Origin of the sequence: Paenibacillus sp. GP183, assembly GCF_900104695.1 — a bacterium.
Lineage (GTDB): Bacteria > Bacillota > Bacilli > Paenibacillales > NBRC-103111 > Paenibacillus_AI.
Map to the genome: position 1 here is coordinate 2,926,480 of NZ_FNSW01000001.1, position 23,814 is coordinate 2,950,293.

Below are 23,814 nucleotides of genomic sequence, written 5' to 3' on the forward strand. Positions count from 1 at the left end.
CCCTTTTGGTATTGGAGAAGGAGAGGCGAGAGATGAGCTAGGGGATGGAGCAACTGTGCTGCCAGATGGAGCAGGTGATAAATTTGGAGTGGAGCTTAAAGTCTGTTTATTTACTTCATTTATCACGCCCAGCTGCGAATCATTTTTTTCACTTCCTTATTGATTCAAATTGCCAATTATTCTATCTGATTGGGTTGTTTCTTTAGGTGTTGGAAGTGAAGATTCAATTGAAGAAGATTCTATAACTTTAAGCGAGTAAGTTACCGCCATATTCATTCCTACAAAACTCAATATCACTAAAAAAACGACAGAAACACCTGACCAGATCAACCATTTTTTCCATTTCATTTTTCTCAATTGTATTCACCATCTTATGTCGCATTTTGGACGCTACTTTCCATAGAATACCACAATTCGACAGATTAAAGCTACTGTTTGTTAATCTAGGATTGATTGAGATTGGACGAATGAGTTTAAAACGCCTGTTTGTTCTCAGTGTTCAATTTCCGCTTCCAAAAAAAACTCCACGCATCAACTGCGTGAAGTTTTTTTACAATGCAAATTATTATTTTATTTACCTTTTTTACTTGAATCTTTTCCTTTATGACCCATCTTCATTTTCTTTTGGCTCTATTACACTAACCGTACTTACTGTAGTAGATTTGTTACCTGCAATATCGGTAATTGTATATGTTATTGTGTAAATATATAATAGCATATCAAGCAGGGTATTTATACCTATATATGTCGATTAACACCGATTCTTAACAATAAATATTGTAAAAAGAACATCCTAAAGTCATTCGTCTCATTTTGGATGCCTACTTCGACACCACAATTTCGTTCGAAGCTAGTAAATTCGAGCCCACACTCAGTAATTTAAAAGCACAGACGATTCCAAGATGTTATAACGTCTTTTTTTCTAACAGTATTAAGAAATGGTGATCCGAAATGGGGAGTACTATGATGTTTTTCTTTTCATTTAAGATGTTAAATCAGAATTTCCTGATTACTTCTTATTCGCCAAGAAAAAACATCCAATCAAACCAACAACTAATAGTGTGGTGTATTTGATTGCCCATAACTCCGCGTGTGCCCTTGCCAATATTCTGTTACGATTATTCGGCAAGGAATCAAATCCCATAAGCAACGCAAGGCTATACAGGGCATCGTATGTTATTTTGATAAGAATGAACAGAAGCACAAAATAAAAAATGATTCGAAGCATGCGCAATGCCATCACCACCTAAAAAGTCTGTTGTCTAAATATATGCGCATATTTCCCCGAAATTTACGGACCATTTAAATAGAAATAGCCCCGATCGGCTCGGGGCGAGGTCTGATTATTTGAAACGAACTTCTTTTGCAAAAGATAAAGGCACCTGTTGGGAAATTTCGGTGATGTATTATGATAATAACTAAGTGGAATCAGCACTAATTCACCGACTGCTTTGTACCTGGCAAAATGGATAACATCATCAATCTTGTTATCTAAAAAAATAGTTTCTAGACTGTTCTTCATTGCTTTTAGAGCTTATGATTTCAAAAAATAAATAATGCTTTTTTGGAGTTGATCTTGCTTCAGGTCATCCAGAGTTTACTGGTTGGTCTTTTTCATATTTTTTTGTAATAATAATCCACTCTCCAAGACGATGAAGAATATTAAACTTTTATAACTAATGATTGGCCGCCGCTAGTAATGCTTTGAGCTCTATAGGAGTAAATCTTGATAAAACTTCCGCTTTGATTTGCTGTTTCTGTTCTGGAGTCAAATTATTACGGTCCTTATACAGTGAACTATAGTGAGTAATTTCTTGAGCAGAAAACTTTTTTAACGCATATTGAACAGCTTCGGAACGATTTTTTATCACCGGTGTAGTGGTGTTAGGCAAGGGTGCAGTAATAGGTGCAGTTGCAACTTCCGATTTTTGTTTATTTTGTACGGATGACGTTCCTTCTGCAGATGTATCACTACTGTTAGGCGATGCTTCTTTCTCTTGCTTGGGATCAGCACTCCCCGTTTGCTGTTGAAGGTTCTTCGTAAGATTTTGAACGTCTGTAGGAACAGTTAAAGATGGATCTTGCAAAATTTTCGCTGCAGTTTCAGAGTTCGCTGCGGCTTCAATTTCTTTCTGAACTTCTGGAGATACAATCAATTCTGATAACTTCGAATAAATTTTATCGTTAACTATATTTTTTACATACCATAATCCGACACCTAACAGAAATACAATACTTATAGTAACTACAATCTTCTTTGTCATTTAGAAAAAAATCCTCCTACGAACTTTTCATCCATACAATGATTCGACAAAATTACATCTGTAATTATACCATTTGCTAAATCCAAGAAGCTAATAAAAATTAAAAAAGCATCCGCTTGGATGCTCTTTTATCACATTCAGACTTGACTTTCGATGGCTAAATCAGCTTTCTTTGATACCACAGCCACACTTATGAAAAGCAATGAAACCAACGACCCTGTAAAACAACCTAAAATAAACCACCACATAAACATTCCTCCTCATATTCGGCAACTGGCTAGCTTTTCGGCTTAAACCGATTAGGCCCCTTTAGTTTTGCGCGGATCACTTTTCAGTGATTTTGCTAGTATCGTATGATTCGACGATATACTCTAATATATACCAATTTTAATTAAAGATATAGAGGCTTTGGCATTAATTTTAGAAAAAAATTTTATAAAGTACGTATATCAATAAAAACCAAAGAGGAATGGAAAGGCCAATACCCCACAAGCAACCTTTTTGAAAGCCCAAATCTCTCGATTTCCCCAGATTGACCATCCCCACTCCTTTGAAAACACTACGATCGAAAATGAATTATTTATATGATATTCCCAAAGTTTTTAAATAGACCCGATACAATATTCTGAATAATTTTATTTAAAGCGCTTTTATGATATGATAAATAAAATTTTGAAAATTTAGTGGATTTCAATCTTTAACTGAATCCGCTTGTTGGTTCAATTATATCAATAAATAATGGAGTAGGGTTAAGGAGATCATCTATGAAATTACTGACCCTGCTCTGGTGCATGGTTATTTTCATATGCACGTGTACACTGGACCAAAGTGCGCTGATTCACCATCTAGAGATATATTTCCGATTGGATCCACATCCCCATTTTGTTGAACTTCTTAGAATGGATGATATGTATCTCTTTTCATCCAACTGGTACCTCTATAAAGCCGGTCATTTTACGTTGTTCGCAATTTTATGCGCACTGGCTCTTGGCAGTTTTGAAAACCGTAAAAACGCGCTGATTTTTGCGATCTTAGTTGCTTTTGCAACTGAGATTTTGCAGCTTTTCTTTTCCCGAGACGGAAGGTTATATGATGTAGTTATTGATTCCACGGGGGCTTTGTTGTCCTATTTTTCACATAAATATTGAAGAAGTATTAAACACTAGCGCAGCTAGCTGGGTCTTTTCTTGTTGAGTCTTACCTCTGACTTAGGACTCTTTACATTTTGTCACAGTTGCTTCGCATCCTCTACCCTATGTTTGAATTCTATTTACTTTATTCCCCTGCTCAACAAACAAATATTTGTTGTGAACAATTAAATAGACAAAAATGAACAATTCTGGCCCAATCCTAAAAACATTTTATTTGTAAAATAATGTATTAATATCTATATATTAGATAACTACAACCCTACCATACAGGTAGGCTTTTTTATATTCACATTATAAAAAATACGGATGTATCTATAAAATATATATGTCATAAATTAAAACATAAAGGGACGGTGTTTGGATTGGAAGAGCCTTTAATAAAAGAGCTAGAAGAATATTTGCTGTATCTAAAGGTTGAGAAGAATTTATCGCAGCGAACAATAGGTGAATACAAAATGGATCTAAATCTGTTAGAGCAATTTGTCCTGGGACGACAACGTACAAATTGGAGTCAAATCACTCATCGAGATTTAAGATACTTTCTCCATTATGTTCAGGAAGAAAGACACAATAGTTCTACGGCGCGTGCTCGCAAAATTTCATCCATTAGTGCGTATTCCGGCTGATCCGGACGGCGTTTCCGGAGGCATCCGGACAGTAAACCGGAAACATCCGGACACTTTGTCGAGTGATTTGATCTTACGATAATGCTTTATTGTTTTCAATAGATTTTATTGTTTTTTCCGCCATTACTTCCCGCATGGATTTCTTTGAATCCAACGATATTATATATGAGTTGTGGATAATTCGATCCATTATGGCGTCAGCTGTCGTTGGATCCGGGAATAATTCATACCATTTAGAGTGAGCCATCTGTCCTGAGATCAATGTGGAGGCTTTGTTATACCGACTCTCCGTTATTTCCAGGATGTCACGACTTTCTTCTAACGTGTATGCTTTAAGACCGATGTCATCCAAGATCAGCAGCTTCACACCTTGCAGCTGCTTCATAAATGATGTATACCTGTGTTCGTTTTTAGCCTCTTGGATTTCAAGAAGGAGTTCAGGGATTCTATAGTATTTGACGGTATACCCTTTTCGGCAAGCGTTGTTTCCGAACGCACAAGCAAGGTAAGATTTACCGCTTCCTGTTTTCCCTGAGATCACGATGTTCAGTTTCTGCTCCATAAAAGCACAGGTGGCCAGAGTCTGTATGGTTTTTTTATCGATGGTACGATCGGCGGCATAATCGATATCCTCCAGGCATGCATTCAAACCTAGAGAGGCGCTGTATAATTGCCTTTTGATTCTGGCATTCTTTCTCGACATCCATTCTTTCTCCACCATGAGGCCGAGTCGTTCTTCAAAAGAGAGTTCTCTCCAAGCAGCATCAGATTCGTCCAACATTTGAGCCATAACCTTGAGTTTCATGTCTTTCAACTTTTCAATGGTGGGGTTATTAAGCACGGAAACCACCCCCTGTGTAAGCACTGCTTCCCCGCACATTGTCATGTTGAATGATTTTTTCATCGCTCATGGTTGTAACCAGTACCGCCATTTGTTTGAGGATCATACTGAAATATTTAAAAGAGCAGGTATTCTTATCCAGTGCATCCCGGCTAGCACGTTCCATAATTTCGGCAGAGTAGCTCTTGCCGAACCGCATGATTCCCATACAAGCCCTGTAGGTCTGCATGGGATATTCACGGCTCTCCAGCAATTGTTTAATCAGTTCACGTGTATGGGGTCCTGTTTTCTCAGCCCAGGACAGGAAACGCTCTGAGCTCCATCCGGACACCGCTTTGTGCTCCTCTGGCATATGCTCCGGAAGCGTTGTATACCTTTTTGATGTGTTGTAATTTCTTGAGTAAGCAGCAATCCTTTCACTGCCGACATACACTTCTACTGCTCTGGAAGTGGCTCGTACAGAACAGGATTGGTTAACATAGGAGTAATGAACACTGTAAAAGAACCGGTCATATTCAATATGGTAATTGAACTGAATCTTACCTTCTCTCCAGTCGGAATATTCGTACTTTGTGGCAGGCAGGGGCTGTAAGCAAGGTTTATCTATCTGTTCAAAGGCTGTCAATCGATTGCCTTGCATCTTCTGAAAGGGCCGAAGGATCAACTTTACTAATTCTTCCGACAGGGCTTGATTGATCTCATAGAGGCTGAAAAATTGCGTGTTTCTCAGGGCAGCGATGATTCTTCTTGACACCAGGCCTACCATATTCTCATCTGCTGCTTTATCCTTCGGTCTACCCGCCCTAGCAGGAACAAGGGTTGTTCTGTAATGTCGGGCCATTTCGTTGTAGCTCTTGTTTAGGACAGGGTCGACCAGATCGGGTTTAATCACGGCCGTCTTGGTGTTGTCGGGAATCGTTACTTTCGGAACGCCACCGAAATATTCAAAGGTCCGCACATGTGCATCGATCCAGTTTGGCGTTTTCTGATCTTCATACGCATAAACAAATGGATATGCGCTTGCCGGTAGAACGGCCACAAAGAGATAGACCTTCTTTATTTCTCCTGTACCTGGCTCGACGTAGGACATGGTGTCTCCTGCCCAGTCGACCTCGACTTCCTCGCCGGCTTTGTGTTCTTTGTGCATAGAAATCTTATTGTACTTTTTAAAGTTCCTATAGCGGTCACAGAACTGGCTATACATGATCCCGGTGGGGTGCTTTTGCTTGTACTCTTCCCATAGTAGCATCAGCGTGACGCTTTTTTTCTTCATTTCGTTAAATACGTAATCCATATCCGGTTCGAGGGGGAGTGTCTTGCTTTCTACGGGGGGATACAGAGCGGACATTAGTTGCTTATCCGTAAGCTCGATTGGCCATAGGATTCCTGCTTTTTCCGCCCGGCCCAACACTTCAGAAACAGAGGACTTCCCACAGTTGCAGGCTTGTCCTATTTCTCTCAGGGAAAGGCCAATCTCATGTTTCAATCTTAAAATCTCTCTTGCCTTTAACATTTCCATCCTCCTCAATCGATTGGCCTCCTTAATCTGTCTGATTAAAGAGTACCTGTTATTTTCATAACTCGACAAGGTGTCCGGATCATTCCGGAATGAGTGTCCGGATGTTACCGGAACGCTGTCCGGATGTTGCCGGAATGCTGTCCGGATGCTGCCGGAATGGGTGTCCGGATGTTACCGGAATACGCACATTAGGGGATTTTTTTCTTTTTTATTTGAAGAAACCTTGATACCAGAGAATCCAACTATCCACTTAAAAAAGCCTAAACTTGAAAAGAAGCTTCCAATCTACCTAACAGTAGAAGAATGTCACAGATTTATCGACATTGTACGAAGGAACTCAATCAATAGAGAACGAAATGTCACTATAATCGCACTGTTTCTTTATACTGGAATGCGTCTGTCTGAACTTACGGGGTTGGATATTCATGATTTGGATATGAGTAATCAAATCATAAGAGTATTTGGTAAAGGACGTAAGGAAAGACTAATTCCTATCTTAGCTCCACTTTTATCAAGTTTAAAATCATATCTTGATTATCGAAAGGGTATTCTAGGTGCCGATTGCTATACATTCAGCCCGTTATTTTTCACAGCAAAAAACCAAACATGGAAAGAATCCATAAACGTACTGTTCATGAGATATTCATAAGATATTCAAAAGTTGCTAGAATCGATCAGCAACATTTTAGTGCACATAAATTGCGCCATACTTTTGCAACTCTACTATACTCACAAGGAGTGGATTTGTTGCAATTGAAATCTCTTCTAGGGCATGCTCATCTTAGCACGACAGAAATTTATACTCACACTTCTGCCAATCAACTAAAAGAGGCTATAATGAAACATCCACTTTCAAGGATAGAATAAATTTAAGCGAAATAAGAAGTACTCCCTAGAAAATCAAAGATAACTTCGTAATTTTTAAATACACTTAGACCGATCAATATTGTAGAAAAGACCCCGTACATAACTCCGAGCGATATCTCATAATAAACGAACATCATGTGGTAATCCGGATCAAATGTTGGTGAAGTGCTGTTGACTGTTAAGGTATCTAGTTCCTCGTAATACCAAATGACTAGGTATCTACTTTAGCGTCTGGTGTGGGGTATAAACCAACATAGTCACCTGCAACGATATCGCAATAGGTGCGGGAAGTTTGTATAATGCCTTATTTTCAAGACATATGGACCCCATTAAAACTCATTGGTATTCAATTTTATCGTGATGATGAAAAGAGAATTTGGGTTAAATTTTGGTCAAAGCCGAGGCGCCTCCTCAAAAAATGAACTTTGTTAACGTAATAAAAAGACACCTCTATGGGTGTCCATATTATTACGCTGTTAAATTTAATATTTTTTGTTGACGTTGAACCCTAGACTGACGATATTTTTCGATGGGATTTACTATGAAGCGAATCAAAATAAATGAAAAAATTACCGAAGTAACAGCTACTGCTAACGAAAAAATCATTTTATTTTGATTCAACCCTGTAATTGAAATTACGCTAATAATAAACAAGTGAGAAATATAAACAGGGTAGGACAATTCGGCCAAATTTCTGTCTATCTTATTTTTGCTGCTCCATTTGAAAATAAATGGTATACAAATTACAAAAATAAGAATATACAGGTTTTGCTTCAAGATTTCTGGAATTGGAGCAAATTCGTAAATTAATGTACACAAAATTACAATACTAAAAGATCCCCTTCCATACATAATCATTTTACTTGATCCGATGTCTTTTAACTTTAAGAAAAAATAATAGGAACATCCCCCAAGTAAAAAAAACGCTAATTCGGTTGGAAAAAATCGATAGGTCCACGGATCATGATTCCATCCTATTCCGAAAAGTATATATCCTTTCAAAATGAGACTTAAAAAGACCAGGACGACAATCTTCCGAATGTCTCTTACTATAAAAGGCGCTATGGAATAAAACAATAATTCAGTACCTAAAGACCATGCAGGAGAAATCAATAAAAATTTAAAAAGCATTGGAGATGATTCTGTGAAATCACTTGTAAAAGCCAAATCACCATGATTCAACTGTAGAAACATTACCGCGTCCTGTCCAAATATAATAATGTTAGTGACAATCAAGAATATCAAAGAAGTTATACTCATTGAATCGTAATTTTGAATATATGGGGTCAGGGAAGCACCTTTTTTTAATACTATGAGTGAGCTTAAAGATAAAAAAAGAGTTATTAAACCGACTGACCAATAAACTGGATACAACTTTAACATCCTATTAGAAATAAATAATCTGTAAGATCCCCTTCCTTTATATTTTTCATTCAAAATTAAAGCCATATAGAAACCGGATATGACAAAAAACGCTTCAACAGCAGTGCTGCCACCCACGAGCGAATATTCCCCTAGATATGGACCAGTGTGTGCGGCCACAACAGAAAGAGCTAATAGTAGCCTAATTACCCCCATAGAAAAACACCTTTAACCCTTTCTTTCATCATACTATGCCCTCCAAATTAATTATTCATTTGGAGTATACTCTAGCAAAGTTGTTTAATGCAGACATTTTATAAATTTATTCGACCTAGACGCTAAATTCGTTAACTTTAGAATCCTGCAAGCGGTGTTGGTGCAGGAGTCGGTGTGTTGATTCGTTTCAGTTCATCGGTTGGGCAAAAAAATAACATCCAGAATGTTAATGAGAACCTGGTATAGATTAATTAATGAATCTAATCTTACAAAGATATCGTTTCATGACCTACGGGATACACATACATCTTGTTGCTAAGGAATAATGCATTTTCAGAGCGTCTACCCTTGATACCTAATCACATTTATTACCTAACATGCAGAAAGATGCTGCTGGTGAACTTGGCAAAACTTTATTTGCTAGTATTAATAATACTGATTTCACTTAATGTTTAGGGAATCAGACATTTTTTTCAAATCAAAAGGAATGAACCTACCATTTATCTATTTATTGTAATAGGGAGTGGCTCTTCAACATCATCATAACCGTTCGGGTTATTAAATTGCCAACGCCAAGAATCGGCGCACATCTCTTGGATTCCTCTCTCCGCAAACCAACCCAGTTCTCTTTTTGCCTTGGATGGATCAGCATAACATACCGCTACGTCTCCTGATCTTCGATTGACAGTTATATAAGGGATCTTCCTGTTAGACACTTGTTCAAAGGCTTGGATCATCTCCAATACGCTATAACCTTTCCCCGTACCAAGGTTATAGGCCTCCACACCAGTAGTTGATATGACCTTTTGTATAGCTTTTAAATGTCCGTGCGCAAGGTCAACTACGTGGATATAATCTCTCACACCTGTGCCGTCAGGTGTAGCATAATCATTACCAAATACTCGAAGCTCCTTTAACTTTCCAACTGCTACTTGAGTAATATATGGCATTAGATTGTTTGGTACGCCGTTGGGATCCTCTCCGATTCGACCACTCAGATGAGCACCAACCGGGTTGAAGTATCGCAAAAGGGAAATACTCCAGTTGTTATCAGACTCATAAAGATCTCGTAGAATTTCCTCGATCATCAATTTCGTACGTCCATAAGGATTAGTGGCTCCAAGTGTAAATCCCTCGGATATTGGCGCGCCTTCCCTGACACTGACACTATATACTGTTGCCGAAGAACTAAATACCAACCTCTTCACATTGTATTTTTGCATTACCTGGCAGAGATTAAGTGTTCCAGTAATATTGTTATGATAATAAATGAGGGGAATCTCAACTGACTCGCCAACAGCTTTGTACCCGGCAAAATGGATAACCGCATCAATCTTGTTATCTGAAAAGATAACTTCTAGATTATCCCTATTTAGTAAATCTACGTTATAAAATTTTATATTTTTACCTGTGATTTCACGCAATCGATGTATGGATTTGATTTTGCTATTGGATAAATTATCTAGCACAATTATTTCATAACCAACATTTAATAACTCAACACAGGTATGGCTACCAATATATCCTGCCCCTCCGGTTACTAGTATGGCCATTAGCTTTATCCCTCTCTCCTAATCGTTGTAATTGCTAGCTTTTCGTTGGTTCAGCAAGCCCTAAACAAGAATTAATTAAAAATTTTATTATGTTGTCGTAATACACTCTTTGCATCTGTACCATCGAGAGTGATAATCGTGCTATTTTTATTCACCCACCAAAACTTTGAAATGTAATTACTGTGGCGGCACAATAGGTGAACGTGATTCCAGTTTCTTTTTACCCTCCTCATATGAAAATCAGACGTGACAACGATAGCTGTTCTAAACTTGAACTGGCCCATTAGTTCTTTCGTGTAAGTTGCATTTTGGTATGTACTGTCCGCTTTCCCTTCTGTAATAATGGTACTATAGCTACTCCCAATTGTATTGCTCTGTCTAGACAAGACTCGATTTGATTCAATTTTTCATTTGCATTTGAATGCATTACATAGGGAGTGTAACCAAGTTTGAAGCAGTTCTACAGCTTTTTCAAGCCTACCTTCACCGCCACTTAATACAATAATAACATCAGAACGTTTAGGATTTTGGTCTAGTACTAAAAAGTGCCCCTCTAACAATATTGCTATAGCAAACAGTAATAAACAAAGAATACAAAAAAATAAACTTTCGATTTGTATACCATTCCCAACCCCTCGTATACTTTCTTAGTAACCATTCAACACAACTAACATTCCTCTATTAATGCTCGAAACAAAGTGATCATTCATGACACTCGGATTATTCAAGTACCAGCGCCAAGCTACTGTACATATTTCTTCCAGCCCTAACTCAGTTATAATCCGTTTTTTCCTCTCCTAATATCATTGCAATGTAGTTTTCACCAATCTTTACCAATTAAAACCTGGGCTAATCCATCCGGGCTCGGTTGAACCTTATATTCAAGATTTACGCCAAACTGTGAACCATCCCCTAATAAAGCCTCAAAATGTGGAGTATCATGTGAAGCTGAAATGATTAATATATCTGGTATTCCCACAAGCAATAAAGTTGACAGTGGATAGTAATTCATTGGTTTATCGTAAACTGGTAATATGGATATAATCAAGTACCACCTGCTAACATAATACCTTATAATCGAGTCTATTTACCGCTTACTCCTTCAAGACCTTACCTATACTGTCTCCAATTCCATCTAAAATTTCTTGGTTTGATGGATACTCGCTCTCTCTTGTTGACCTTTGCACTTTATGGAATAGTTCTTCATTAAAAGTTAGCTCTTTGAGTTCATCCCATAAAATCACGTAGCCTCTTTCTATTGATTGTAAAAAGTTTATTGTATTCCTATCCTCCTGCATATTGCTTCGATCAACAACCATAAACGGCTTATTTAATTGGACCACTTCGCCGACTGTACTCCAACCAGCTTTGGAAATAACAAGATCAGAAATCGCAAGGTAATGCTGCGATTCAGTATAGTCTTTAGGTATGTGAATAACATTAGGGCGATCAATATTCATATGTTCTGATACAATAAAAAGTACATGCTCTTGATCCCATAATTTCCAACCAGAGTAATCATCAATGTCGATCTTCATTCCAAATCCAAAGTATACAATCAATTGAAATTCATTAGAACGAACCTCATCATTTAATCTTTTAATTTCACTATTCCGTATTCCTCTATAAAAATAATGTTCTGCTTCGTGTAATATCTTCCCCCATTCAGGCTCTTTTGAACCCGCTAGTGGTATGAAGTAGTCCATCTGATTATAAGCATCTTTTAGAAATTGAAGCTTATCTTCCTCAATAATTCCTTGATAAGCTTTATACCAGGTAAAATTTGAAATTCCTATCGTTGGTAAACCCAACTTTTTTCCTGCAATAAAGGGAAAAGGTGATATATCCGAAATGATAAAATCGACATTCTCTTCTTTAAGATAATATTCCTCTTGCTGTAGGTATGAAGATGCATATTCTAAATACTTATCATACAAAAAAATCATTCTTTCTTTATCGATTTCGACTGATGATTCCTTTAATAAATATCCTAGATCATTCTTAACATAACGATAACGAACTCGGGAATTATTCTCAATTGATGTTTGAATAAATCCTAATGGAAAAGAGGTACAGATGATAAATTGAACATTATCGTACTTATCTAATAGCGTTCGAATAATAGCTATACTGCGTGAAGCGTGGCCATATCCATAGTCAGAAACATAGTAACTTATAGTCTTCATTATTTATCTCCCAACCTAAAAAAACTACGACAGCATAATCAACTAACTGTTCAATAAATTCCATTTATGCTCTAAGTCGTTGAGGTAGCCTTCGGTATTGCGATTAAACTTTTTACGTAATATGACACAGGTTAAACGCTGGTCCCACTGTGCTTTCCGTGCTTTATAACGACTAAAGGAAACGGAACGCAGTCGTGAAATCACATGCTCTTGACGAAGCGCATCGTTCACCAATACGATCATTTCACCATTGCGTACGATGTAGCTGTTCCAGTTACGAAGTCCTGTAATTCGACGGTGACTAGCCTTCGTCTGTCGAAAGAATTGCTCCAAGTCATTATTTGTTCTTGGAATGTAATAATGATCATAACAAGTGAATAGACCTCTCCAAAACCCTTTGGAAAAGTTGAGTAAATTGTTAACCATGAGTTCGTCATTCTCAAGCGTGTAGGTTTGTTTTACCCAATTCAGTAACATTGATAGCTCCCATTCAACCGTCTCGCTAGTTTTATCTTCACCAGGGGTAAGGATAATGGCGATATAATCCATCGGTTTCATTAGCCGCGATACGGCTTCATAAACAGGATTCATTTCATCTATTTTGCTGAATATTCTGATAATATTTTGAAGCAAACTAGGCTCTTTTTTTACTCAAGCATCTTTGTAAAGAAGCCTGAATCGCTTGTGCACGTTCATAAATCATTAATCCAGGAAGCTCCAATGGTGGATCTCCGTCTTCTAGGAGCAAGGCTCGGACAGCTGCCACATATCCCTTGGCAATCTGCGCTTCGGTAATTTCAGCAGTTTCCGAATCTGGCTGTTCCGTTTTCCCCGTCTCGGATGCTTGGATCTCAGCCTGTTCTATTTTTCGTTCGATGTCCCGAATCCCGCGCATGCTTTTTTTGAGTTCCATTTTTAATTTACGATCGGCTTCGATAATGGGTTTGGCTATGTCCTTCAGATAATGGTACTGACAGTATTGGTAAGGCACATCCGGTAACAAGGTCTCAAATGCCAGCCGAATGGATTTTTGCCCGTCACTTACAATACCTACAATTGGATAGCCCAACTCCATGATGGGTTCAATGAGCGTCTTCAGCTCTTCTGCCGTTCCGCTCTTCATGTTTTGTGCAGCGAGTACCGTGCCGCTGAATACTTCGCGTAGGACATATAGAGTTTCATTCCCTTTCTCAGGCTGAACGCCATCCATCGATAAGATGACGCCGCCATTTTGTTCGGTAGTCTCTGCAAGTACTTTGTTTACATGATCATCCAAACTCGCAGAAAGCAACGTCTGATAGCGTTCGTACAAATTTTGAGCATGCCTTTCACTCGTTGGAATACCTCGTTCATTCAACGCATCAGCAACTTCTTTAACTGTTCGATGCTGCTTAAAGCGCAGTTCTCCAACGAGAGCAAGCACATCATATCCATATGAGGAATGCTTCATGCTAAGCATCTCAGCTTCAGCAGATTTATACGCAACTCCTGTATGTGTACAATCTAGATTTTTGCAAGCATAAGCCATACTCCATGCATGGATGATTCCGTTTGTTGTGACAATCTTTTTCTCCCATGCTGTATGGGTTCTCCGCAATTTTGACTCACAGTGCGGACATTTTTTAAACTCAGGTCTGAAGTAAACTCTGGGCGCAGCACCCAATCTATTTTTCTCAAGCATTAAGGTCATCTCCTACAATAAATTCTGACCTTTATACTTTCGATAAAAGATTGGAAATTCCTGCTAGTCAATCTTGCTGTCGTAGAAAAAAAAAAAAAAAAAAACAATTCAGAAGCAAGATCTATTAATCAGACTCAACTAAAATTGCTTTTATTTTTTACTTAAACAATGATTCTCTATTTCTTCCCATGTCATAAAGATACGTACGATATCATCTTCAATTAAATCTGTTCCAGCCTGAACTTCAATAAATTCTAAATCTGTTAAGGCCTTAATTCCATGCTTCGCCTCAACTGGTATCTGTAGAACATCTCCCGCTTTAACAGGGTATATTTTATCATCAAGGACAAATTCGCCTTCCCCATTAACAATGGTCCAAACTTCACAACGTTTATAATGTAACTGATAGGAAAGATTACATCCAGATTTAACCCCAATTCGTTTTGTCAACACTTCTCGATTTTCACCGAATCTCGTATAATCTAGCACACGGTACCAGCCCCAACGCCGTTCTTCATACATCGGTCTTTGATCAATAGTACCCAATAAATCTTTTATACGCGGACTTGCACTCTTTTCAGTTACTAAAATTCCGTCTGGACTTGCTGCTACTACTGTATTCGGTAGTCCCAGTACAATGATCGGTAAATCAAGTTCATTTATTACATGTGTATTAACTGAATCCTCACTGATTATTGCCTTACCAATGACTTGAGCCGCCATCTGTTCAGTTAACGTATTCCATGTGCCTAAGTCTTTCCAATAGCCGCCATAAGGAAGCGTAACGATATGATTAGCTTTCTCCACAACTTCATAATCAAAGCTGATATTCGGCAGTTTCTTATAATTTTTTAGTAGCTCCTCATATTGAATTGATAATCCCTTTTCAATTAATAAGGAGATTATATAATCTAGCTTAAATGCAAAAACCCCGCAATTCCACAAGGCTTGCTTTCTAATTAGTTCCTCTGCCTGTTCTTCTGTTGGCTTTTCTATAAAATGACTAACGCTTACGTATGTTCCCTGTTGTTTTTCATTTTTATGCGGAATAATATAACCATATTTAGATGAAGGATAGGTAGGATTTACACCCATAAGAGCTACATCGGCACCTGATGATTGAAGTACTGATTCCAAAACCTTTATTTGATTAAAAAAAGTATCCTCTACAAAAGGATCTACAGGTAAAATACATACTACCTCATCTAGGCTTGCACCTTCAATTGAATAGAGATATACGGATGCTAGTGCTATTGCAGGAAAAGTATCTCTTCTCTCAGGTTCTACAACAAGAGGAACATGATGACCTAATTGATTTTGGATTATATCAACTTGAGCTTTACTAGTAGCTACAACAGCTGAATCAGATAATCCCATCGATTTTAGCTGTCCCCAAACGCGCTGAACCATTGATTCTCGTACCTTATTCTTATTTTCTAATATTTTTAAAAACTGCTTCGATCGAGCATCATTAGATAAAGGCCATAATCGTTTTCCAGAACCACCTGATAATAATACGAATTTCATATATTAAACCACAATCCTTTATTAAATTTTATAAAGAGAAAGGACGGGAACAACTCACACTGAAACCCCTCCTTTTGTTTAGTTTGTTGTTTCAATAATTCTTTTTCTTGCTTAAGTATGGTGTTTAAGAAACCAACCATAAGTTTTTCTTATTCCATCTTCAAGTTCTGTTTTATTAACCCATCCAGAATCTTTTAATCTTGAAACATCTAGCAATTTTTGTGGCATACCATCGGGTTTTGTTATATCAAACTTAATATCACCATCAAAACCTACAGCTTTTTTTATAAGATATGCTAGATGCTTAATTGAAATATCTTTACCAGTCCCTACGTTAAAAAAATTGTCTCCTGAATAAGATTCGAATAAAAATATGCATGCATCTGCTAAATCTTCATTAAACATCAGTTCTCTTCTTGCATCACCCGTACCCCAAACCTCAACATATTCTTTATTTTCTATTTTTGCTTCATGGAATTTTCTAATCAATCCAGCTACAACATGAGATTTTTGTGGATCAAAGTTATCGCCGATTCCATAAATATTACAAGGCATAACGCTGATAAAATTTGTACCATATTGCTTATTATACATCTCACACATTTTTAAGCCAGCAATCTTTGCAATTGCATATCCTTCATTAGTAGGTTCAACTTTTCCATCCAGCAAATACTCTTCTTTCATCGGTTGTGGAGATAATCTTGGATAAATACAAGATGATGCTAAAAATAACAATTTCTTAATGTTAAACTTATATGAACAATGTATAACATTATTTTGTATAGCTAAGTTATCATATAAGAATTCAGCAGGACTTTTCATATTTGCCATGATTCCTCCAACCTTTGCTGCGGCTAATATGACATACTCTGGTTTTTCTTTAGAAAAATAATCTTCAACATCTGCTTGGTTTCTTAAGTCTAATTCCTTTGAATTTAGACCAATAATCTTTTCATATCCTCTTTTCCGAAATTCTATTTCTATTGATGAACCAACCATTCCATTGCGTCCAGCGATAAAAATTTTTGAATGTTTATCTTTCATTTAATATTCCTTTAAGAACATCAATTAGCATATCTACTTCTTTTCGATTATCTTTACTATGATTCCCAACAAAAAAGCCATTCTTATGAATTATATCTGCATTTACTAAATTACCATATATTTCATAATCTAAGTATTTTACTGCAATATTCTTTGTGAAATTCCCGGCGACAACGGGCCTCACTTCAATATTATTTTTCTTTAAAGCCTCTACTACTTGTTTACGAATATCTAATTCATCATTTAATAACATCCCAAACCCAAACCAAGAGGAATCTCCAACTTCTTTTTGGGGTCGAATATACTTTACATCTTTAATTCGTTCTATAAAATATTTAGCATTCTTCTTTCTTTGCTCTATAATTTTGTCAAACTTTTTCAATTGTTCTATTCCAATTGCCCCTTCCATTTCTATAGGGCGTAAATTGTAACCCGGCATTATAAAATTAAAACTCTCATAAAAGTCATCGTTGCTTTTAGCGTATATTTTACTATTTGATGGTAAATTCCTTGTCCAACCATGCGCTCTAATACTCAATAAGTAATGGTAAAGTTCTTCATCATCGGTTACTGTTACACCACCCTCCATTGTACACAAATGGTGAGAATAGAACGTTGAATAAGTTCCCAAAAGGCCAATAGTTCCTAATTGCTTTTCTTTATATAAGCCTCCTAATGCTTCACAATTATCTTCTATAAGAATCAAATTATATTTTTTGCAAACTTCTAAGATTTTTCCGTATTCACATGGGTTTCCTAATAAATTCACTGAAAATATTGCTTTAGTTCTATCAGTTATGGCGTTCTCCAAAATTGAAACATCAATATTAAATGTATTTACATCAATATCTACAAATCTTAACTTTAAATTATGTTGAGCAACAGGGAAAAATGTAGTACTCCAAGAAACGGCAGGTACAATTACTTCATCGCCGGAAGAAAGCTTCCCAGAATAAACCAATGCAGCTATTGCCAATAAATTTGCTGAAGAACCAGAGTTTGACATAACCGCATACTTGCTTCCAACCTTTTCAGAAAATTTTCTTTCGTATTCTTCAACCTCCTTGCCCATGCTGAACCTATTAGAATTTATAACGCGATTTATTGCTTCAATTTCTTCGTTAGACCAAGTATCATCTGACAATTTATACTCTATCATTTAAGTATCCTCCTTATTTTCTCGTGTATGATTAAACCTGAGAATAAGCTACACAATTTAATTTTTTGAACAGTCGTAGCTTCAGTTAATCAGTCAAACTCTCTTCTTATTCTATTTTCTCTTTCAACAAGCCTAATATCACTTTTAACCATTATTTTAACTAGCTCTTCAAAACTAGTTTTGGTAGGGTTCCATCCTAATATTGTCTTCGCTCTAGTAGGGTCCCCTAATAGTTGTTCTACTTCTGTTGGTCTGAAATATTTGGGATCAACTTCAACTAATGCTTTTCCTGTTGCTTTATCAACCCCTGTTTCATCGACACCTTCACCTCGCCATTCAATTTCAATTCCAACTTCTTTAAAAGCTAAAGTTGTAAATTTTCTTACGGTATGCATTTCACCTGTAGCTATTACAAAGTCTTCTGGGGCTTCGTGTTGTAGCATTAGCCACATACATTCAACATAATCTTTAGCATACCCCCAGTCTCGTCTGGCATCTAGATTACCAAGGTATAACTTCTCTTGTGTTCCTTTATTAATTCTTGCAGCAGCAAGTGTAATTTTTCTAGTTACAAAAGTCTCACCACGCCTTTCGGATTCATGGTTGAATAAAATCCCATTAACAGCAAACATATTGTAGGCTTCTCTATAGTTTTTTGTGATCCAATAACCGTAAAGCTTAGCTACACCATAAGGACTTCTCGGGTAGAAAGGTGTTGTTTCTCTTTGAGGTACTTCTTGCACTTTTCCATACAATTCAGAAGTGGACGCTTGATATATTTTTGTTCTGGCTTCATACCCTAAAAATCTTACCGCTTCAAGTAATCGTAATGTTCCAATTGCATCTGTATCTGCAGTATATTCTGGAACTTCAAATGAAACTTTAACATGGGACATAGCTGCTAAATTATATATTTCATCTGGTTCTATTTCTCTTATTAGTCTAATAAGATTTGTCGAATCGGTCATATCCCCATAATGTAGGATAACCCTACTTTCATTATGCATATCTTTAATCAGCTCATCTATGTATAAATGTTCGATTCTTCCTGTATTAAACGATGAACTTCTTCTAATAATTCCATGTACCTCATACTCTTTTTCTAATAAAAATTCTGCTAAAAAAGAGCCATCTTGACCTGTTATCCCTGTAATAAGTGCTTTTTTTTTCATAATCAACCTCTTCTTTCTCATTTTTTAAATCCTTATCCAATTTTCTGGGATTAGGTCCACTACGTCATTATCGCTGTTTAAAATCCTTTTTGGTGCTACAACTATCTTATCTGGATGGCTATTAAGCCAGGCTCCCCACCAACTAAAAGTACTATTTGCAATAATATTATGTTTACACATGCTCATTAACTGCATATCTCTGTAACTCTTGTTCCCTTTGTTCCAATCAATGTAATCAACTTGAGTCGTAATATTAAAGGTATTTTGACACCACGAAATATCATCCGAAAACACATAAAAAAAAGGATTAGCTATGTTATTTTTCATGTAATCTATAGCGTTTTGGTAGTATTCTAAATTACAAATATTCGAATATAAAGGATGATTGACATAATCACCTCGCCGAATATGGATACATATAGAATTAGTCTGACTCATTTTGTTAGACATAAGAATGTTCTTTTTCTCATTGAAAGGTATAAATGTAAATTCTTTTCTTATTACATTCTCAATATCCAAAAAATATTTTTCACTTTGCCAGTAACCATCAAAATACATGTTGGCCGTATTATTTTTGATGCTTTTATTATATCCAAGATATTCTTCACAATAATATGTTTGCTTAACTCCAAAAAGTTTTCTTCTGATATTGGAAATAGCTCCCTTTTTGCAATCAGAGAACTCTTTTATTTCTTTTGGATTAGCGTATTCGGTTTTTATATTTTTAAATATATTCTCCAACTCAAATCCGTTATGCAAGTGATAATTCTCAAATGATAGGACATCAAGCTTTGTATTTGAGTATATTTCTTTCAGTGATCTATAAAACGCATACTGAAACATCTGATTACCGAGTCCACCAATTACTTTTACAATAACCACTTCTTACCTCCTAAAATAATGGGTCTAAAAAAGTAATAATAATTTAATAAATTCATAACAACAATGAACTCAGCTTTTTCTTAAATTGACGATATTGATAGATAAGTTTTCTTTTATTAACAATAAGACGCTCGGCATTATTATTACAATACCTATAAGCAACATTAAAAGCCTCTTGAATTTGTTTCTTCTCCATCATGTAAGAAATATTGTCATCAAATATATTAATTGTTGCTGTCTGGTCCAAGTTATAAACATTTATGTTCCTGGTATTTGCAAGCCTTAAATAAAATTCATAGTCCATGCTATACTTATTTTTTTCATCAAAACTATTTTCATCATAAATTTGACGTGAGAAAAATATATTTTGCAAACCAGTTAGTGTTCCGTATTTAAGTAAATTGGTTTTATTAAACGGATAATTGGGATTTTTTCTTTGATAATAATATTTACTTTTTACATAATAAGTAATAGAATTACAACTTATGGCATCAACACTCAATAGATTAAAATAGTAATTTAAGGACTTAAAGATATCTTTACACAATAAATCATCTGATCCTAAATAACCGATAATATCACCATCTAAGTAGTTTGACGCAATATTTAATGCATTAGAAATTCCCTTATCCATTTCTTTAACCCATAATATACTTTTATTCCCCGAATAACTGTTAATAATTTCATGTGATCTATCAGTTGATTTATTATCTACGATGATTAGCTTTTTATTTATATAATCCTGATCCAAAAAGCTATCAATTGACTGTTTTAAATATTTTTCCCCATTAAAATTCGGCATAATCATATTTACTTTTAACTGCTTAATATTAATCCCTCCAATCATTTCATCTCATGTTCAAAAATACTTCTTAAGTATGTAGGATTTTCTTTAATATATAGGAAATAGTATTAAAACTATAAATTTTATTTAAATTTACATATTATTTTGTTTATTTCTTGTTTACTAATTATTTTTGTAACGTATAGTAATGAAAAATAAACTAATGTATACACAATTATTATCAACAATTTCAATTTGAATTGTTGTATATAAATTAAAGATAAGCAAAAAACAATACTCAACAATATACTAGGTATTAACTTTGATATACTAAATCTAAAATTAGTAATCTTAATAATGTAGATAAATCCAATAATTGCACTAATAACTTGAGTAGTTGTATTAGCAATAGCTGCGCCTAAAGAACCCCATTTAGGTATTAAAATTATATCAAGTAATATATTAATAACACCAGCTACTATACCCATATTGACTACGAACTTTTGTTTTTCATATAAAAAAGGTATGCTACCAGCAACTCCAACTCCTTGTAAAAGGACAAAACCAGCAAGCATAATTAGGAAGCTTAAAACAACATCATTGTATTGACTAGAATATACCAAGTTGATGACTTCTTTAGAAAAAGCAAATGCATATGTTAAGAGAAACAATAATAAAATAATAAAGTATTTTGTTAGACTTACAACAATAGTTTCTAATAAATTTATTTCTTGCTTAGCAACCAATGCTGAAAAGAAATTGTTTAAAACATTCATTACGGGTGAAAAAACCATTCCAACCATGTTAACTAAACCATATGCTAATCCATAAACAGCAATCTCCTTTGGACCTGAATAAATTCCTAAAAATATATATTCAGAGCGAGTAAATACAACTTGTTGCCACACAACATTAATGTACATATATTTTGAATAATTAAAGATTCTTTTTCTATCTATAATTGCACTTTTCTCAGTAAACAAATCATGAACCCTAAATTTTAATTCTTTTTTAACAAAAGCAGCATATAATATTACTTGATAAGTAGAAATAATAAACGAAACGATTAGAATATAAACGATTTTGTGAAATATTAATATAAGAATTATATTTAAAATAAATCCAAATATTTGAGCCTTAATCGCGACTTTTGAGAATATATCATATCTTTGTAAAGCTTGGACTGAACTTATTAACAATGTTAACAACGCTACTGGTAATATATTAACAATTGATAAAAAAACCAAAATAGAAGTTTCTTCCGAATTAATGCTTTGCAATAGATTTTCCCATAGCGGAAATGTAATAATTAAAATAATGCTTATAACAGTGATGCAAAGTGTTTGTATTATCAAAAGAGATTTTAGAATTTTTTTGCTTTCATCGAACTGTTCATTTAAATAATACATAGGTAAAAACTTAGTTATTGTTCCTCCTAAGCCTAACCCCAGTAGTGTTGCCATTGTGCTAGTCAACCAGATCATATAAGTATAGGCTCCATAGGAATTAGGTCCCAGCATTCTCGAAAATAATACTGAAGATAAAAAACTAAGAAATGCTAGAATAATCATTCTTAAATAATTGCTTTTTATATTTTTTAGTAGTTCAGTCAAAAAACTTTTCTTTTCCATTTTATATACCTCTTTCAAAACTACTTACTTACACTACTTTAATCTCTTAATATTTAAATAAATATCTTCTAATTGCAAATTTCAACTTGTCTGTAAAACTATATTTAAATAAATCTGTGAAGAATTCTTTATAAATATCACTTGACTCTTGAAAATTGAAACCACTATTCGAACAGTTTTTTCTAAAATATCCGTTCATTATCTTATAAAACATCCCTAAATCGTACCCATCGTTTTCTATTGACCGCTTCAATGATTTTAGTAATTTTGCTATTATAGCGATATTATCTTTATCATTGAAAGCACTGCCTGCAATAAACAATCTATATTTTTTTAATTCTTTATTATCTATACTCACATTTAAGTACTCGAAAGCCTGTTGATAAACTCTCATTTGCATAATATCCCTTTTGTCCATATCTTTTTCAGCTACTTGTGTAATTCCTGATTCATTAATTCTATATTTCAAAAGTACTTCTTGAATATTACTTAATTTGTGCTCGAATGAAATTTTCTGCCAAAGACCAAAATCTTCAAGCGATTGATGGGCTTCATTGTAAGTAAAATTCCCTTCAACAATAATTTTCCTCCTCAATATTACAGTAGGATGCATTAACGCAGAATAAAATAAAAGTTGTGTTTTTATTTGCAAAGGATCTTTCCTCACTATATAGTTTTTCTTCCAACCCCTCTCATCAAACAACTGAATTGACGTTCCAGATACTGCAATATCTTTATTTTGGTCCATAAACTTAATTTGCTTTTCTAGCCTTGTTGGGAAACTAATATCATCAGCATCCATTCTAGCTATATAATCACTATTGATTAAACCTAATCCTTTGTTTAAAGTTTGAATTAAACCTATATTTTTCTCATTTTCCACATATATGATTCTACTATCATTATATCCCTTAATTATTTCTTCACTATTATCTGTTGAACCGTCGTTAATTATTAAAAATTCAAACTCTCTATATGTTTGATTTAATATGCTTTCAATTGCTTCAGATAGAAATTTCCCTCCGTTGTATACAGGCATTAGCACTGTAACCCTTTGAGTGGTATTCATTTTTACACCTCATGCAACTAAGTAGATTTTCCTGTAATTTCTGACAATACAGCCTAATGAATTACCCTAATTTGAGGGATGGCATACTGATTTGTGATCTGATTGAAGCGGATTCCATTCTGCAATGTACGGCTTCACTTATTGGGTCAAGGTCCCGTACAAATTGCAATCGCAATTGGAAAATCGGATACACCGTCAATGAGTATATTCGCACCTACCGAAAGCTCGGACTTGACGGTTTGATCATGAAGTTCTCGACTGGTGCGCCAGAACGATTAAC

General features: G+C 35.3%; 22 protein-coding genes, 2 pseudogenes and 1 riboswitch. Of the genes and pseudogenes, 4 read left to right on the plus strand and 20 right to left on the minus strand.

Going from position 1 to position 23,814, the window contains the following annotated elements; genetic code table 11:
* Positions 1 to 156: 156 nt before the first annotated feature.
* The 3 genes and pseudogenes from BLV33_RS28830 to BLV33_RS14370 form a co-directional block, all read right to left on the minus strand.
* Positions 157 to 357 (minus strand): hypothetical protein, encoded by a 201-nt coding sequence (locus tag BLV33_RS28830; protein ID WP_139305751.1) that lies wholly within the window; start codon positions 355 to 357, stop codon positions 157 to 159.
* Between the two features lie 1,048 nt (positions 358 to 1,405).
* Positions 1,406 to 1,519 (minus strand): annotated as a pseudogene (locus BLV33_RS30085) (UDP-glucose 4-epimerase); the annotation flags it as partial.
* Positions 1,520 to 1,676: 157 nt separating this feature from the next.
* Positions 1,677 to 2,264 (minus strand): hypothetical protein, encoded by a 588-nt coding sequence (locus BLV33_RS14370; RefSeq protein ID WP_090792755.1) that lies wholly within the window; start codon positions 2,262 to 2,264, stop codon positions 1,677 to 1,679.
* A 265-nt stretch (positions 2,265 to 2,529) separates the two neighbouring features.
* A riboswitch (cyclic di-GMP riboswitch) is annotated at positions 2,530 to 2,619 on the minus strand.
* A gap of 409 nt (positions 2,620 to 3,028) precedes the next feature.
* On the opposite strand from BLV33_RS14370, the gene BLV33_RS14375 reads away from it, so the two are divergent.
* Both BLV33_RS14375 and BLV33_RS30780 read left to right on the plus strand, forming a co-directional pair.
* Positions 3,029 to 3,412 carry a VanZ family protein gene (locus BLV33_RS14375; protein ID WP_090792758.1) on the plus strand — a complete coding sequence of 128 codons (384 nt, stop codon included), beginning with the start codon at positions 3,029 to 3,031 and terminating at the stop codon, positions 3,410 to 3,412.
* 356 nt (positions 3,413 to 3,768) lie between these two features.
* Entirely contained in the window at positions 3,769 to 4,041 is a 273-nt protein-coding gene (locus BLV33_RS30780; protein WP_366414814.1) for a site-specific integrase, read from the plus strand.
* Positions 4,042 to 4,114: 73 nt separating this feature from the next.
* Here the strand turns inward: BLV33_RS30780 and istB are convergent, their stop codons facing one another.
* Positions 4,115 to 4,882: an IS21-like element helper ATPase IstB gene (gene istB / locus BLV33_RS14385; protein WP_171909158.1), complete on the minus strand. Its 768-nt coding sequence runs from the start codon at positions 4,880 to 4,882 to the stop codon at positions 4,115 to 4,117.
* Positions 4,875 to 6,395 carry an IS21 family transposase gene (gene istA, locus BLV33_RS14390; protein WP_171909159.1) on the minus strand — a complete coding sequence of 507 codons (1,521 nt, stop codon included), beginning with the start codon at positions 6,393 to 6,395 and terminating at the stop codon, positions 4,875 to 4,877. Before istA ends, istB begins: the two co-directional genes overlap by 8 nt.
* A gap of 151 nt (positions 6,396 to 6,546) precedes the next feature.
* Here istA and BLV33_RS14395 point away from each other — a divergent pair, with 151 nt between their 5' ends.
* The gene (locus BLV33_RS14395; protein WP_090792770.1) at positions 6,547 to 7,050 is read left to right on the plus strand and encodes a tyrosine-type recombinase/integrase; all 504 of its coding nucleotides are present in this window, start codon (positions 6,547 to 6,549) and stop codon (positions 7,048 to 7,050) included.
* Positions 7,008 to 7,268 (plus strand): tyrosine-type recombinase/integrase, encoded by a 261-nt coding sequence (locus BLV33_RS30785; protein ID WP_090792773.1) that lies wholly within the window; start codon positions 7,008 to 7,010, stop codon positions 7,266 to 7,268. The genes BLV33_RS14395 and BLV33_RS30785 overlap by 43 nt, the downstream gene beginning before the upstream one ends.
* Positions 7,269 to 7,736: 468 nt before the next feature.
* Here BLV33_RS30785 and BLV33_RS14405 read toward each other — a convergent pair whose 3' ends face one another.
* From BLV33_RS14405 to BLV33_RS14475, 15 genes and pseudogenes are all read right to left on the minus strand, one after another.
* Complete coding sequence (locus BLV33_RS14405) at positions 7,737 to 8,846, minus strand: acyltransferase family protein (protein ID WP_090792777.1); 1,110 nt, start codon at positions 8,844 to 8,846, stop codon at positions 7,737 to 7,739.
* A gap of 500 nt (positions 8,847 to 9,346) precedes the next feature.
* Positions 9,347 to 10,399 carry a UDP-glucose 4-epimerase GalE gene (galE, locus tag BLV33_RS14410; RefSeq protein WP_090792780.1) on the minus strand — a complete coding sequence of 351 codons (1,053 nt, stop codon included), beginning with the start codon at positions 10,397 to 10,399 and terminating at the stop codon, positions 9,347 to 9,349.
* A gap of 71 nt (positions 10,400 to 10,470) precedes the next feature.
* Positions 10,471 to 10,785, minus strand: a complete 315-nt coding sequence (locus tag BLV33_RS30790; RefSeq protein ID WP_171909160.1) for a YdcF family protein — start codon at positions 10,783 to 10,785, stop codon at positions 10,471 to 10,473.
* A gap of 406 nt (positions 10,786 to 11,191) precedes the next feature.
* Positions 11,192 to 11,464: pseudogene (locus BLV33_RS14420) on the minus strand (sugar phosphate nucleotidyltransferase); the annotation flags it as partial.
* Between the two features lie 29 nt (positions 11,465 to 11,493).
* Complete coding sequence (locus BLV33_RS14425; protein ID WP_090792788.1) at positions 11,494 to 12,585, minus strand: glycosyltransferase; 1,092 nt, start codon at positions 12,583 to 12,585, stop codon at positions 11,494 to 11,496.
* Positions 12,586 to 12,627: 42 nt separating this feature from the next.
* Complete coding sequence (locus tag BLV33_RS14430; RefSeq protein ID WP_090788281.1) at positions 12,628 to 13,218, minus strand: hypothetical protein; 591 nt, start codon at positions 13,216 to 13,218, stop codon at positions 12,628 to 12,630.
* 1 nt (position 13,219) lies between these two features.
* Positions 13,220 to 14,266: an ogr/Delta-like zinc finger family protein gene (locus tag BLV33_RS14435; protein WP_253187053.1), complete on the minus strand. Its 1,047-nt coding sequence runs from the start codon at positions 14,264 to 14,266 to the stop codon at positions 13,220 to 13,222.
* 150 nt (positions 14,267 to 14,416) lie between these two features.
* On the minus strand, positions 14,417 to 15,793 hold the full coding sequence (locus tag BLV33_RS14440) for a sugar phosphate nucleotidyltransferase (protein ID WP_090792792.1): 1,377 nt from the start codon (positions 15,791 to 15,793) through the stop codon (positions 14,417 to 14,419).
* A 111-nt stretch (positions 15,794 to 15,904) separates the two neighbouring features.
* Positions 15,905 to 16,837, minus strand: a complete 933-nt coding sequence (locus BLV33_RS14445; protein ID WP_090792795.1) for a GDP-L-fucose synthase family protein — start codon at positions 16,835 to 16,837, stop codon at positions 15,905 to 15,907.
* Positions 16,827 to 17,996, minus strand: a complete 1,170-nt coding sequence (locus BLV33_RS14450; RefSeq protein WP_090792800.1) for a DegT/DnrJ/EryC1/StrS family aminotransferase — start codon at positions 17,994 to 17,996, stop codon at positions 16,827 to 16,829. Before BLV33_RS14450 ends, BLV33_RS14445 begins: the two co-directional genes overlap by 11 nt.
* Before the next feature lie 89 nt (positions 17,997 to 18,085).
* Positions 18,086 to 19,168: a GDP-mannose 4,6-dehydratase gene (gene gmd / locus BLV33_RS14455; RefSeq protein WP_090792805.1), complete on the minus strand. Its 1,083-nt coding sequence runs from the start codon at positions 19,166 to 19,168 to the stop codon at positions 18,086 to 18,088.
* Positions 19,169 to 19,192: 24 nt separating this feature from the next.
* Positions 19,193 to 20,050 carry an alpha-1,2-fucosyltransferase gene (locus BLV33_RS14460; RefSeq protein WP_090792809.1) on the minus strand — a complete coding sequence of 286 codons (858 nt, stop codon included), beginning with the start codon at positions 20,048 to 20,050 and terminating at the stop codon, positions 19,193 to 19,195.
* Between the two features lie 52 nt (positions 20,051 to 20,102).
* Positions 20,103 to 20,897: a glycosyltransferase gene (locus BLV33_RS14465; protein ID WP_090792813.1), complete on the minus strand. Its 795-nt coding sequence runs from the start codon at positions 20,895 to 20,897 to the stop codon at positions 20,103 to 20,105.
* 80 nt (positions 20,898 to 20,977) lie between these two features.
* Complete coding sequence (locus tag BLV33_RS14470; RefSeq protein ID WP_090792816.1) at positions 20,978 to 22,465, minus strand: oligosaccharide flippase family protein; 1,488 nt, start codon at positions 22,463 to 22,465, stop codon at positions 20,978 to 20,980.
* A 46-nt stretch (positions 22,466 to 22,511) separates the two neighbouring features.
* On the minus strand, positions 22,512 to 23,534 hold the full coding sequence (locus BLV33_RS14475) for a glycosyltransferase family 2 protein (protein ID WP_090792820.1): 1,023 nt from the start codon (positions 23,532 to 23,534) through the stop codon (positions 22,512 to 22,514).
* Positions 23,535 to 23,814: the final 280 nt, after the last annotated feature.

Excerpts from the sequence above, each read along its gene's own strand:
- BLV33_RS14370 (WP_090792755.1), bottom strand. The coding sequence starts at position 2,264 with ATGACAAAGAAGATTGTAGTTACTATAAGTATTGTATTTCTGTTAGGT.
- BLV33_RS14375 (WP_090792758.1), top strand. The coding sequence starts at position 3,029 with ATGAAATTACTGACCCTGCTCTGGTGCATGGTTATTTTCATATGCACG.
- istA (WP_171909159.1), bottom strand. The coding sequence starts at position 6,395 with ATGTTAAAGGCAAGAGAGATTTTAAGATTGAAACATGAGATTGGCCTT.
- BLV33_RS14395 (WP_090792770.1), top strand. The coding sequence starts at position 6,547 with ATGCTGCCGGAATGGGTGTCCGGATGTTACCGGAATACGCACATTAGG.
- BLV33_RS30785 (WP_090792773.1), top strand. The coding sequence starts at position 7,008 with ATGGAAAGAATCCATAAACGTACTGTTCATGAGATATTCATAAGATAT.
- BLV33_RS14405 (WP_090792777.1), bottom strand. The coding sequence starts at position 8,846 with ATGGGGGTAATTAGGCTACTATTAGCTCTTTCTGTTGTGGCCGCACAC.
- galE (WP_090792780.1), bottom strand. The coding sequence starts at position 10,399 with ATGGCCATACTAGTAACCGGAGGGGCAGGATATATTGGTAGCCATACC.
- BLV33_RS14425 (WP_090792788.1), bottom strand. The coding sequence starts at position 12,585 with ATGAAGACTATAAGTTACTATGTTTCTGACTATGGATATGGCCACGCT.
- BLV33_RS14435 (WP_253187053.1), bottom strand. The coding sequence starts at position 14,266 with ATGCTTGAGAAAAATAGATTGGGTGCTGCGCCCAGAGTTTACTTCAGA.
- BLV33_RS14440 (WP_090792792.1), bottom strand. The coding sequence starts at position 15,793 with ATGAAATTCGTATTATTATCAGGTGGTTCTGGAAAACGATTATGGCCT.
- BLV33_RS14445 (WP_090792795.1), bottom strand. The coding sequence starts at position 16,837 with ATGAAAGATAAACATTCAAAAATTTTTATCGCTGGACGCAATGGAATG.
- BLV33_RS14450 (WP_090792800.1), bottom strand. The coding sequence starts at position 17,996 with ATGATAGAGTATAAATTGTCAGATGATACTTGGTCTAACGAAGAAATT.
- gmd (WP_090792805.1), bottom strand. The coding sequence starts at position 19,168 with ATGAAAAAAAAAGCACTTATTACAGGGATAACAGGTCAAGATGGCTCT.
- BLV33_RS14465 (WP_090792813.1), bottom strand. The coding sequence starts at position 20,897 with ATGATTGGAGGGATTAATATTAAGCAGTTAAAAGTAAATATGATTATG.
- BLV33_RS14470 (WP_090792816.1), bottom strand. The coding sequence starts at position 22,465 with ATGGAAAAGAAAAGTTTTTTGACTGAACTACTAAAAAATATAAAAAGC.
- BLV33_RS14475 (WP_090792820.1), bottom strand. The coding sequence starts at position 23,534 with ATGAATACCACTCAAAGGGTTACAGTGCTAATGCCTGTATACAACGGA.